11 protein-coding genes are annotated in these 12,390 nt (G+C 63.2%); 1 reads left to right on the plus strand and 10 read right to left on the minus strand.

Annotated elements, in window-relative coordinates; translation table 11 throughout:
* Positions 1–12 precede the first annotated feature (12 nt).
* Positions 13–282: a hypothetical protein gene (locus tag Actob_RS18595; protein WP_284921501.1), complete on the plus strand. Its 270-nt coding sequence runs from the start codon at positions 13–15 to the stop codon at positions 280–282.
* A 26-nt stretch (positions 283–308) separates the two neighbouring features.
* Here the strand turns inward: Actob_RS18595 and Actob_RS18600 are convergent, their stop codons facing one another.
* The 10 genes from Actob_RS18600 to Actob_RS18645 all read right to left on the minus strand — a co-directional run bounded on the left by Actob_RS18600 (position 309) and on the right by Actob_RS18645 (position 12,345).
* Positions 309–998 (minus strand): DNA-processing protein DprA, encoded by a 690-nt coding sequence (locus tag Actob_RS18600; RefSeq protein WP_284921502.1) that lies wholly within the window; start codon positions 996–998, stop codon positions 309–311.
* 284 nt (positions 999–1,282) lie between these two features.
* Positions 1,283–1,630 (minus strand): hypothetical protein, encoded by a 348-nt coding sequence (locus Actob_RS18605; protein WP_284921503.1) that lies wholly within the window; start codon positions 1,628–1,630, stop codon positions 1,283–1,285.
* Positions 1,631–1,886: 256 nt separating this feature from the next.
* Positions 1,887–2,234, minus strand: coding sequence for a hypothetical protein (locus tag Actob_RS18610; protein ID WP_284921504.1), 348 nt, complete (start codon positions 2,232–2,234; stop codon positions 1,887–1,889).
* Between the two features lie 183 nt (positions 2,235–2,417).
* Positions 2,418–3,545, minus strand: coding sequence for an IS701 family transposase (locus tag Actob_RS18615; RefSeq protein ID WP_284922342.1), 1,128 nt, complete (start codon positions 3,543–3,545; stop codon positions 2,418–2,420).
* Between the two features lie 59 nt (positions 3,546–3,604).
* On the minus strand, positions 3,605–4,387 hold the full coding sequence (locus Actob_RS18620; protein WP_284921247.1) for a transposase family protein: 783 nt from the start codon (positions 4,385–4,387) through the stop codon (positions 3,605–3,607).
* A 213-nt stretch (positions 4,388–4,600) separates the two neighbouring features.
* Entirely contained in the window at positions 4,601–5,149 is a 549-nt protein-coding gene (locus Actob_RS18625) for a hypothetical protein (RefSeq protein WP_284921506.1), read from the minus strand.
* A gap of 67 nt (positions 5,150–5,216) precedes the next feature.
* Complete coding sequence (locus Actob_RS18630) at positions 5,217–8,084, minus strand: DNRLRE domain-containing protein (protein ID WP_284921507.1); 2,868 nt, start codon at positions 8,082–8,084, stop codon at positions 5,217–5,219.
* A 1,134-nt stretch (positions 8,085–9,218) separates the two neighbouring features.
* Positions 9,219–10,023, minus strand: a protein-coding gene (locus tag Actob_RS18635; protein WP_284921508.1) for an IS5 family transposase whose coding sequence is annotated in 2 segments (ribosomal slippage) — positions 9,219–9,693 and positions 9,692–10,023 — 807 coding nt in all. Because the reading frame shifts where the segments join, the coding sequence is not laid out codon by codon here.
* Between the two features lie 262 nt (positions 10,024–10,285).
* Complete coding sequence (locus tag Actob_RS18640; RefSeq protein ID WP_284921509.1) at positions 10,286–10,966, minus strand: hypothetical protein; 681 nt, start codon at positions 10,964–10,966, stop codon at positions 10,286–10,288.
* Between the two features lie 200 nt (positions 10,967–11,166).
* Positions 11,167–12,345 (minus strand): GGDEF domain-containing protein, encoded by a 1,179-nt coding sequence (locus Actob_RS18645; RefSeq protein ID WP_284921511.1) that lies wholly within the window; start codon positions 12,343–12,345, stop codon positions 11,167–11,169.
* Between the last annotated feature and the right edge of the window lie 45 nt (positions 12,346–12,390).

A 12,390-nucleotide genomic window follows, 5' to 3' on the forward strand; every position in this document is an offset into this window, starting at 1 on the left:
GGAGGTTTCCCCATGCCCGCGAACGCGGATGGCTCTTGCACGCCCAAAAACAGGAACACGACCCCAAACGAGTCCGACCCCAGCACCGACCGCAGGGTGAAGGTTGTTGCCACCGGCGGCTGCAGCACGTTGTTGGTCTCGTCGCTCTCTCAAGCGTTGGATCTAGTTCCGGCTAATCTGCAGACAGAGCTCCATAGCGGCATCGCCCTGGCCGCCACGCTCGGCCTGGCCTACTTGGTGCTCCCCCGCAAGGCAAAGATCACCCTGGAGTGGGAGCGGTAGTCACAGACAGCAACAGCGGTCGGGGCTTACCGCCCCGGCCAGCAAGTCCAGAAAAGAAACCGATGCCGCACTGGTTCCGCACCGGGCGGCCATTCACTGATCAGCAGGCCACGCTCGGCGATCCGGTCGAACATCGCGGAGTTCCCGGCAGGGTAGGGCCGGTCGACACCGCAAGCGAGCATCACAGCCGTACTGCCGCCGGCCGCCAGCGTTGCCTGATGAGCAGCTGTATCCACGCCGTGGCCACCGCCTGAGGTGACCGTCCACCCATGACCGGCGAGACCGGTGGCAAGGACATCGCTGACGTACATGCCGTAGGCGGTTGCGGCTCGCGCCCCCACGATCGACAGCGCCTGTGTGAACGCCTCGCTGACGGGCCGGTCGCCGCGAACCCACAAACACAACGGTGGCCGGATGCCGTCTCTGGCCGGTCCGGGTGCGCCCAAGTCGACCATAGCCAGGTCGTTGACCGCTGTCGGCCATTCGCTGTCGGTCGGGACCACCAGTCGTGCTCCGACGCGGTCGGCGCGGCGTAACGCGATCTCGGCGTGGCGCAGCGGGTCCACGGTGGCAAGGTTGACCTTGACCGCTTTGCGTAATGCCGGGTCGGCGATGTCGCCGGCCAGCACCTGCTGCAGGGCTGCGGGTGCGCCGTGCTGCTCGACCATCGACCAGACCGTCTGGTTGCCGGGCTCGGCTAGCAAGGTGAGCGCCACCCGGGCTATTCGGTTATCGGCAACATCGACCTCGCGTCGGGTGTCGCCCCTGGCGGACTCGTTCCGCTGGTCCAAGAGATTCTCACTTTCGTGAAGGCGAGATGTCGCGGGCCGCATTCGCTGGCGTCGGTCACAGGGCGGCCGCATCACGCATCACAGGGGAGCCGGTGACAGCGGCAGCGCCCGGTCATCCGGGGTCACCCGCTTCGGGGGACCGCATTCAACGCCGGCGGGGGAGCAGACCGCGGTTTCGACCCCGCCCAACACTGGGAATGTTGGGAAGTTCAGGTGTCTTCTGTTGTCGCGTGAGTGCCGTCGAGGCTGAAGGCGGCGCCGACGTGGGCCGGGAAGCGTCCCGAGCTGCCGGGGATGCCGCGACACGGCGGCTGATACGGCGCATCGGTGCGCAAACGCCGGCCGATGATCTGCATCGGGGCCGGCCGTGTGCCCTGGAGGCGCACCTCGTAGCGCTCCGACTGCAACCTGGCGTAGTCGACATGCGCGTCGTACGGCACGTAGATGTTGTCGCGGATGCTGCCGCCGAGCCGGCCGCAGCACGACACCGTGATCGGGTACCAGCCAGTCAGGGCGACGGTGACGACGTGCCCACAGGCTAGGTCGAATTCGAACACGCAGAGCCGGTGAGGTTCCGCTTCACCGGCGTCGGCGAGGCCGTCGCTTGCGGGACTGCTCGGTGGCGGGGTGCATGGGCTGCAGATCGGGCCGAGGTGGGTCTGATATCCGCTGTCGCAGCTCTCGCACACGATGCGCAGACATGCGCGGCATTCGCCGGAGGCGACCATGTCGAGACTGGTGCCGCAGAACCCGCAGGTGCCGGTCAGGCAGGTGCCGGAGTGGCGGCCCGGAGAGTGCTGGTGGCATGGGTGGTCAGGCACGGCGGTCTCGCCTGAGGTGTTCGTACGCGGTGGCGGGGATCAGTCCGTGGCCGGTGATGTGTTCGGGGCTATCGATGTGTCGCCAGCCGGCGGGCTCGCACGCCAGCCACGTGGTGTTCTCTACGGTGGTGACGCCGATGACATCACCCACCGATAGCGAGCGCAATCTCAACAGCCGGTAGGAGCAGGCGGCGAGGAAGCTCATTTCGTTGCTGTTGTCATCGGCGCGTGTGCGGGCGGCCTGCAACTGATCGAGGTCGGCGTTGAACAGCCGGTAGACACAGTCGGCGATAGCCTCCGGTGTGGTGTCGGCGGGCAGGTGCCGCCAATGCGAGAACACCTTCCTTAATACTGCAACGGCACTTAGCAGAGTGGGTAACCGCGGCGTTTGTAATGACTGAGGCGGGCTTGGTGTTGGCGTCGTCGTCGCCAGCGTGACCACCACCAGATGTGTTTGGGCTGGTGACGCGGACGAACAGTGCGGCCAGCAGGCGCCGGATCTCCGGTACCGTGTAGCCGATCATCATGTCGTCACCGCTGCTGTTTGCTCTGGCGAGGTCAGAGCCCGGGCGACGACGAGCCAGGCGTAAGCGGCCATCGACAAGGTGATGTGGGCATACCAGGCCCGCCAGTCCCGGACCTGGTACTCATCCAGGCCGGCCTGGCCTTTGGCCTGCTGGAAGCACTCCTCGACCGCCCCGCGGGTTCCGGCGATCCGGGCCAGGTCCATCAGCCGGGTCTTCCGCGGCCCGTAACAGACGTAGTACGCCAACTCGCCGGTGCTCATATTGCGCCGGGCCATCAGCCAGTGCCCGCGGCCTGGCCGCCAGAAGACCCGGATCGGGACCCGCGCCCACCAGTACTCCCGTGGCCCGTGAGCACCTCGGCCAGCGGAGATCCGCGACCAGGCCCGGCCCGGCAGAGACGCGATCAGCTCGTCGACACGGGCCCGACCCATGCTGGTGGTGACCACGTCGTCGTTGCACCGGGTCGCCACCACATGCGGCTGGTCGTGATCCTCGAGCCAGACCCGCAACGACTTCCACTGCCCGTACGCCTCGTCCATCGTCACCCACGCCGCCGGCACCCCAGCAGCGAACGCCCGCGCCAGCATCTCCCGCGCCATCTGCACCTTCGTGGCGAAGTCGACCTCGTCCGGGACCCCGGCCGCCCGACAACGATCACGGTCATCGGTCCACACCGCCGGCAGATACAGCTGCCGATCGATCAAAGCGTGTCCCCGCGTCGAACGGTAAGCCAGGAAGACCCCGATCTGGCAATTCTCGATCCGCCCGGCGGTCCCGGAATACTGCCGGGCCACGCCCGCGGACCTCACGCCCTCCTTCAGGAAGCCGGTGTCGTCGATGATCAGCACACCGCGTGGGTCACCGAGATTCTCGATCACGTAGTCCCGCACCACGTCGCGGACGCCGTCGATGTCCCAGTCGGCCCACCGCAACAGCCGCTGCATCCCGTCCGGCGACACGTCCCCCGCCTGCTCGGCGAGAGTCCACCCGTTCTTACGATCCAGGCCGGCGACCAACCCGGACAGATACTGCCGGGCCCGCCGCCGTGGTTCCGACCGGGTGAACCGGTCAGCGAAACGGGCATGCAACCGATCCAACTCACCCGACCACTGATCAACCTCGATCGCCGTCACACACGACCCAACGAGCCGATCATCGATACGTTCCGCCTACTGAGCCCTTTTCATCCTGCGTAGCGGTTGGCTTCGACGTGATGCAGGACGAGGATGGCCTGCACGATCGCGGTCGCGCGGCGCGGGCAGCAGCGCAGCTTGGACAGGATCTTCCAGGTCTTGAGGGTTGCGATCGCGCGTTCGCCGCGGGCGCGGATCTTCGCGTGCGCCCGGTTGACCGCCTTCTGCCGGCGTGACAGCTTCGGCCGGAAGCGCCGCTGCTTGAACGGGGTGCGCACGCTGCCGCGGGCGCCCTGGTAGCCCTTGTCGGCGAAGGTCATTACGTCGGCGCTGGTGAGCGCGTCGATGATGCCGTGGGTGCGGGCGGCGGTCAGGTCGTGGGTCGAGCCTGGCAGCGCCGGCGAGGCCCACACGAGACGCCCGGCTGCGTCGGCGATGACCTGCGCGTTGACGCCGTGCCGCTTGTGCTTGCCGGAGTAGTACGGCTTCTGGTCGGCGACCCGGTCGATCGAGATCAGTGTGCCGTCCAGGATCGCGTACGCCAGCTGCTGGATACGCCGCATCGCGCTGGCGAGGTCGTCGGCGGCTGCGCTAAGCAGGGCGATCGCCTCCTGGACGTAGCGCCAGGCGGTGGCGATGCCGATCTCGAAGCCGGCGGCGAGGCGGGTGTAGGTGTCGCCGTTGCGAAGGTGGGCCAGGGTGAGCAGGGCCTGACGGCCGGGGTTCAGTCGCCGCCATCGCGATCTGCGCTGCTGGCGGTGGGTGCGGATGCGTTCGGCGAGGTGGTTCAGGGTCCGGCTGGACAACGTGATCGTGGCAGGGTAGGACAGCATGGCGAGGCTCCCGGTCGGGGCTTCGAGTCTTGGTCGACAGCTGTCCTACCTGGAGCCTCGCACCCATCGATCACCGGCCCTGCTATACCTGCCATGAGCTGCAAGATCAGCTTGGAAAAAGCTCACTGAGTGCCGTTGCAGTGTTAAGTCGCGGTGGCCCGAGACCGATCCAACTTCGCAATCACAGCTTACAGAACCGAAACTAAACGCCAGTCAGACCCATTCATCTAATGCAGCTCCGTCAACAACCTTTCCAGATGGCTCGTTACCTGCATCGTCGATGACGAACTGCAAGACTTGCCTGCCGTAATCGTCATTAGTCCGGTACACAATTGAGTCCTCTTCAGCAGTAGGCCAAACCTCCACACGATATGACTCTGTTGTCGAGTTCACGCCGTCAACCTCGACATCACGCCCGATAGAGTAGGCTCTAATCCGATACAACCCTGGTCCAGCAACGCTGAGCGCGGATAGGCCAGGATCTTCATCATAAGACCGCACTCGCAGTCTCCCGAACACTATCCTAGTCGTAACCTCAGCAATGGTTTCCCAGTCGAGGCTCCGGTTGATCTCGGGTGGAACACTGCTGTAAGAGACGGCATTAACCCTTACATGCCCTGAATGAATACCCGTATGAAGGAGTACCCCACCCAGGAAAGGACTGATCAGCCCGTTCCTCGCGAAGGGCACTTCGATCGGCCAATCCACGCCATCCTCGATCAGGCCAAATGCGTGGTAAGTAACGTGAAGCTGGATCTCCATGAGGATTCCTAAGTCGGAGAGCGAGAGCAGGGGCTCACTTGCAACCAAGTGAGCCCCTGCCGCGACCCTACGGGGCGCTATAAACTCGGAATTTGTCGGCATTCATAAGGCGTTGCTGAGAGTAGAAGGTTTGCAGGGCACGGCCCCCGACCGAGTTCTGCTTTGCATTAATCATACATAAACTCCACCCGCTCGCCCCAGTTGCCTGGGTCGAAACTCCAGAAACGCCGCAAGTACCAAACGTGCGACCGGACCCGCCATTCAGCGCAGCTCCCTGATAGGTGCTCGCCATAGGGTACTCGTCGCAAGACTTTCCTGACGGCCGCGGATACTTGCTCGGACATGCCTTTAACCGGTTGGAGTCACTTTTTGAACTGGAATTTAACTTTGTCAGCGGAGACCCGTTTGGATACTTTCCTGGAAGTCCCGAGTTTTGAGCGTTGTAGATGTGCTTCGCGAGCTCCGGGAACTTTCCCGTGCGAGAATAAGTCATAGTGGGAACGACTGAAGGAACAACGCACCCAACACTCTCTGGGTACCCTTTCAGCGCCTGATCGCATCGGACCGTTTGCGTCGACACTGCAGTCTTTGCGTGCCTGTCATTCGGGGCACCGTTCGTCAGCTCGTACTTCCAGGTCGCCCTCATGCTGGATTGTTTCCCGCGCTTGACCTTCGACTCAATCAGCGCCACTCCATTGAGAGGCCTGTTTGCCCAAAGCGGCTTATTGGCAGGGAGTGACCAACGCACTGAACAGTTATTTGAGCAGGACGCGCCGCGCCCTGTCGTTGCGACAACGATGAATTCGCCCATGAAGGTTGCCGAAAAAGCGCCGAGACCTACCTGGTACACCCATTTCCGACTGTTACGCTTCGTGTACATGTAAAGAAATTGATAGTAGTCCAGGGTTCCTACAATATTCCAGACGCCATTAGCATTCCGTGACCAAGAGTTGATGTGAATAGGCTCAACCTTGCAAGCCGCATATCGCCAGCGAATCCAGCTTGTGTCATTATTTATCGCCCGGTTGTAGCAGGCCTGAGGAATATCCGCCGGCTTCGGGATACGTGAGGCGCTGGTCGAGTACTCGGCAGCGACGCTCAGGCTACCCACGGAACCGTCCGTAACCCGAGTTGAACTATGGAAACCCTCAAGAGCCCGTGTCATTCCACCTGGATTTGCCGTCTTCGCGTTTGCAATATCAGCTGCGGTTGCTGGGCGGGTGCATATTGACGACGTGCCAGCGGAATCTAGCTCGCAACTTTCCCCAGCGGTGGGTGTCGGCGCGGCTAATGCTGCCACCTGAGTAGATGCAGTCGATGTCTGTGCGCTCGGAGGCTCATCGCCCTCTTCCACCTGCTCAAGCTGAGGATCCGCCCCAAGTTCCTCCAGTGTCTCTTCGTCACTTAAGGGTTGCGCAGTTCCGAGTGCGTAGCGCACCCCGGTGCTTTGCGCCGGGGCAAAGGGGTCCTCATCGAGAGAGGGGTATTGCTCTTCATCTGGGTTAACAACAGGAACTTCTGAACCATCCGTTGCCGGAACATCTGGCTCTTGAGTCCATTCCGGCTCCTCTAAAGGGATCGGGGAGTATGTAACCGTAGCGTAAGGAACTTGACTCGGGTCCCCGTTCCGAGACGTGAACTGCTTCCACTGAAACCAGTCCTTTTCGTCTACGGTGCGAATTCCCATGTGGCCGCGATCCGAGTTACTAACCGCTGTATATTGAAAGAATGCCGTAGCATCAATCGATAACCATCCGCCGTCACAGTTGGATGCAGTCGAGGTACCATCCCGCCAAAGCCATCGAGGCTGAGTATCCCAACCCACTCCTTCGGCCGCAGCATTAGTGGTCCAGATTTCCCAAGGCTGAGGATCGCAGCTTGCGGCCCAGGAACTATAGAAATTGGCCGTCGCGGAGGTTACTTCCATTCCACGCAACGCCGTCGTATCCCAGTCGATCAGAGCCCGCGCAGCTTGCGTATCGCTCAGGGCTCCCATAAAAATCGAATCGGCATCAGGCCAGCCATACTCGTATCCCTGGACCACGGTAATGCTGCCCGTAGCTAGAAGCCGGTCGACCTGGGGATCGATTGTAACCGGGTAGACCGTGTTGGGGTCAGAAAGCCAATTCGGATCAGCCTTCAAATTGACTGCAAGTTCGCCGTTAAACTGCGCCGATCTTGCGACGGCTGCGGGCTCTTCCGAAGTCAATTTAAGTCGCTTTGAGCGAGCAAGACTCGGACGATTATTCGTCCGACCTGAATCCCACATAAGTGGGTGTGGGATAGCACCAAGCTGCTTTCCCAACCGATCACGGACCCTCAACTGACCGTTGGCGTCGGCACTGATCGACGCGACACCATTGCCCATCAGCGGTAAGGTGATCGATCCCATGCGCTGAGCCGCCGCACGGGACTTAACTACCAGAAACTGCTCAAATCCTGTGGCGGTCGCCTGGACCACAACGTCTACCCCGGGAAGCGCCTCAGGGTAAGTCGCTCTACTTCCAGAAAGCTGTGGAGATGGCAATTTTCCAGTCCACCCCATTGCAAGCTGGCTGTCACCCTCTCCCACAGCAGCGAGAGAGCCGGACGAATCGTTCTTTCCTCCGGAAATGCGCAGGTTGTCTGGATGCGCTTTAGGCGCGATTGAACCATCGGCCTGACGCTGCAGCGTCAGATCAATGGGAACCCAAGAACCGTCACGCCGAAAACGGACGATTCCTGCCGAAATTCTTGCTTCCACCCGATAATCGGGTGTTGCAAAGAACTCTGCTGTCCCGGTTGTCATGCTATCAATTCGGACTCGGCTGCCAGTCTGACGCGCGCGGGCCATAGCAGCCGGCTCATCGGCCGCACCCAAAAGGGTTACAGACGAAGCAATAGCGGAATCTGGCGGCACAGTAACCAGACTTGCAACCAGCGTGACAGTTGCCACTATTGCCATAGAAGCCATGAGGCGACGCCGTAACGGTCTCAACCTGGACATTTCCCTTGCAAATCCTTACCGCTTGGCATCAGAAGCGGTGAAGATACCTTACGGGCTGTTGTGAGTCGTTCCGCCTGACGGATATCAACTCAAGATCAACAGCGGATTGACTCACGCCCTAAGGACAAGCAGATAGCGTGAGATTTGCGCATCTCAGACTATCGGTGTAACGTTGCGCCTAGACTTCTATTCACTGGAGCCACAATGCACTACCGCCTGATCGCCATTGCGATTATCTTGTCTGTAGGGACGATGGCGGGGTGCGCCCACGAAGAATCTGGAAATCCTCCCGTCGAGCGCCCGCCCTCTAGCCGAGCAATCAACAATGACGAGTCATCCGCTAGAACTGGGCTTAGTCGCGATGACGCCTGCGCCTCGTTTAACGGGTGGTTTCGATCACTCGGAGATCGGGCTGAGCCTGCAACGCGCGACTATCTTGACTCTTTGAGCAATAAGAATTTGTCGCCAGACCAGGTTGCCTCCACTCGAAAAATTTATTTTACCCACCATGCGGCTGCGTTAAAGCTGCTCGCAGTCGCGACGAAGGACGACGACTTGCGGGATTCGCTATATGCAGTTTCTGGCGACCTCTTGGAACGCTCCAAAACCTCGTGGGTGCCGACAGGATCGGCGGGAATTCTTCCAGACACCTCAGCGGTTATGGCGTTATGTAATATAAGTCTTGAGGAACGGGCTGTGCCAACTACTCGCTGAGTGAGCGTTTGAGAGGTTGTAATACGGCTTGCTGAACGTTCGGTGGCGGTGCCGACCACCTTGACCGACTGCGAGTCCTGGACGCCGGCCGACGGATGGGCCTCATGCCCCTCGCCACTCGCCGAGGTTCGCGTGACTCCTCAAGAAGCCGCATCGGTAAGCCGCTCGCGCACGGCCTCGGCGAACGGGTGATGATCGGCGAGTACGCGGCGTGGTTGCTGTGCGCTGCGTTCTGGCCGCGACGCGCGTGACCGAAGTACCGTTCCCGTCCGACGCAGGACCGCCACTGAACAGCGACATTGCGGCGCCCGCGCCATCACCCCATCGGGCCGAGGCAGTCGTTCCCCTAAAAGCTCCTAACACGATCTCTTAGTGGGTCCAGTTGATCAGGCGGCGCCAGCAGATCAGGACGCAGGCGAGGCTGACGAAGCCGTCGTGGATGTCGAGTCGGCGTTCCCAGCGCACGGCGAGCCGGCGGAACTGGTGGAGCAGGGCGAAGGTCTGCTCGACGACGTAGCGCAGTCTGCCCAGACCTTTGATCCCGGGGGTTTTGGGCCTCGGGATGATCGGCTCGGTGCCGCGTTCGCGGCAGGCCTGACGGAATGCCGCGCTGCTGTAGGCCTTGTCGGCCAGCAGGGTCGCGAAGCGCCGCCGAGGGCGGCCCGGGCGTCCGGCGATCGGCGGGTAGCAGTCGAGCAGGTCGAGGGCGCGTTTGATGTCGGGAACGTTCGCGCCGCTGGTCAGCACGTAGATCGGGGTGCCGTTGCCGTCACAGATCAGGTGGTGTTTCGAGCCGGGTTTGCCGCGGTTGACCGGCGACGGCCTGTCCCGGCACCCCCTTTTTCGCGTCGATGTGACTGGCGTCCATCGCCGCTCTCGACCAGTCGATCCGGTTCGCTGCGTTCAGCTTGGCGAGCAGTATGCGGTGGACCTGGTCGAACACCCCGGCCTCAGTCCAGCGTTGCAGCCGTCGCCAGCAGGTCATTCCGGAGCCGAAGCCGAGTTCCTGCGGCAGGTCCTCCCAGCCGATCCCGGTGTGCAGCACGAACAGGATGCCTTGCAGGCACAGCCGGTCCGGGACCGGCCGCGGACCCGGCGACTTCGCCGGCCACGGCGGTAGTACCGGCTCGATCAGCTTCCACAACTCGTCACCGATGACCCACGCCTTGCTCACGACGACCGAACGAGAATGATCTTTACCTCGCAACGCTGATCAACATCGATTCAGCAGATCGTGTTAGGAGCTTTTAGGTGATGACGGGATTCGTATGGCATGAAAGAACTGCCGGTGTTGTGGTAAATGCCGATGTAGTAAGGCGTCACCATTGTGCCTTCCGGTTTTGCCGGGAACGGGGTTCGGTGGTGAGAGCGGGCCGGATTTCGTTTCCTCTTGGCTGGCGGCCGGTGTTGCGGCTCGCGGTCCGGGCCGCCGTGCCCTATGTGTGAGTGATCAGCGGACCGTCCGCACCATCCAGGACGGTGCCGGGCTGGGCCGGCAGGATTTCGCCTGCCCGGACCAGGTGCAGCGCGACCCACTGCTCGCCGACGCGGACTTCAATGACGTGCGGCAGACGGCAGCCGTCGAGACGCCGCACTCCAGCCTGATGACGTTGCGCTTGCAGCAGGCTGAATGTCTCAAAGGTGTCCTCAGCGCAGACGACACGGTGCGTTGGGGTCTTATCGGCCACGGCCTCTCCTTCAGAGCTTCGGCTCCTGCTCCAGCGGATGGGTGGTGTGGCCGGGCGCGTGTTGGAAGCGCCAGAGAGCCACAAGGTTTTGGTCCCACGAGCGGTGTCCGGAGCGACGCGGCGCCGCGACCAGGTTCCGCCGCCGTGCGTTCCGGCCGTGACAGACATCCGGGTCCAACCGTCGAAGCGATAGATGTCACCGTCATGCCGGCTGTTGTGGCTGTAGGCAACGGCTGCGGCCACCGGCCAGTACGGCCAGGACGGCGCGGCGACCTCGCGCCGGAGCCGCAGCATGGGCCGCGTCGCCCAGCGGGCGGTCGGCGCCGAGCACAACCGGGCCAGCTCGACCAGCTGCTTGCGGCCGTAGCCGGCTGCGGTGCTGCTTGCCGTCGACGCGCTGACCGCGACACAGACCGGTTGACCGGCCACCTCCAGTGCCTACGCCTCGGCACCGAACGGCCGACGGCAGGCGCCAAGGTAGTGGCCCCAGGCAGTGAGCAGCTCGTTGGCGCAGGCTAGTGGAATCGAGGTGAGGCCGGCGGCGGAAGGAAGCAGCGCAGGCCGATACCCCGATGCGGCGGACGGTGCGGTACGAGCGCTCACCGGAGGGTCCCGCAACGTGCTGGCGCTCACCGCGCTGCCTGCCGGCCGGGCCAGTGCGGATCTGCGGTGGCGATCTCGTCCGGGTAGATGCTGAACCCCTCGTCCGGCTGAGCGTCACCGTCAGGCCCGTAGTACAGGGCGACGGCTTGACGCGCGTCGTCTGGAGGCTCCGGTGGCGCGCCGAGCTCCGATGCGACGTTGGCCCACGATGATCTGACGTGCTCAGCGAGGGCGGCATACGCCGCGTCCGGGTCGGCGTGCAGGCTTACGGCATCGGTATGACGGTCCCGCCGACGCAGCACCCACACCGTCGGTGCCGGTGATCGCCATAGCCGCGTCGGATCGCGGGCGTCGGTGTACTCGTCAGCCAGTGCGTCGCGGGCTCGCTCAAGGGCCTGCTGCTGGCGTTCGGTGAGAGCCGCTGTGTCCGGGTTCTGCCACAGGTCGAGGGCCGCTTTCGCAAGGCATTCGAGGTCGGCGCCGCAGAGCAGATCAGCGATCAGGGGCCGCTCATCCCGGTCGGTGCAGCGCCTCGGCTGGTGGGGACAACAGCGGGGAAGGTGGGCTGCGTCGCGTGCCTGTCGGCGCAGGTACGGCAGGGCATCGGGGTAGGTCATGCCGTGCTGGTAGGCAACCGGCGCACTGGCACGTTTGGCCTGGTACAGCGCAATGTCGGCGTCAGCCAGAATCTGTGGCCAGGGATATCTGGGGCGGGCGTAGGCGAGTCCGGCGGTGCCGGGCACGGACAGCGGCCCGGTCGGCAGATCTTCGACCAGAAACGGTGCGCACGCCTCGGTTGCCGCGGCGCTGGCTACGTGCAAGTTGTCCGCGGGCAGGATCAGGGCGAATTCGTCGCCGCCGAGCCGACCGGCCCAACCGTCCAGGCGGGAGGCGATTGTGGTCAGGCGGGCGCCCGCGGCGGCCAGCACCTGGTCGCCGGCGGGGTGGCCATGCCGATCGTTGGCCTGCTTGAAGGCGTCCAGGTCGAGCAGGATCAGGTATCTGTCCCGGTCGGCGTAGGCGGCGTAGGCGTGTTCGAGACCGGATCGGTTGAGGACGGCGGTCAGCGGGTCCTCGTGGACGCGTCGAGTCAACTCGCGGACCTGTGCCTTCAGCTGGCAGATCAGCGGTGCGGTACCCATGCGGGCGGCCGCGGCACCAAGGACGGCCGCGGCGCCGAGGACCGCGATATTCATCGCATGCATCAAGCAATTCCTCACGAGACAGAGCGGGCCCGCGCCCCCGGGTGG

The sequence above is a fragment of the Actinoplanes oblitus genome (genome assembly GCF_030252345.1).
Lineage (GTDB): Bacteria > Actinomycetota > Actinomycetes > Mycobacteriales > Micromonosporaceae > Actinoplanes > Actinoplanes oblitus.

Excerpts from the sequence above, each read along its gene's own strand:
- Actob_RS18620 (WP_284921247.1), bottom strand. The coding sequence starts at position 4,387 with ATGCTGTCCTACCCTGCCACGATCACGTTGTCCAGCCGGACCCTGAAC.
- Actob_RS18645 (WP_284921511.1), bottom strand. The coding sequence starts at position 12,345 with ATGCATGCGATGAATATCGCGGTCCTCGGCGCCGCGGCCGTCCTTGGT.
- Actob_RS18625 (WP_284921506.1), bottom strand. The coding sequence starts at position 5,149 with ATGGAGATCCAGCTTCACGTTACTTACCACGCATTTGGCCTGATCGAG.
- Actob_RS18595 (WP_284921501.1), top strand. The coding sequence starts at position 13 with ATGCCCGCGAACGCGGATGGCTCTTGCACGCCCAAAAACAGGAACACG.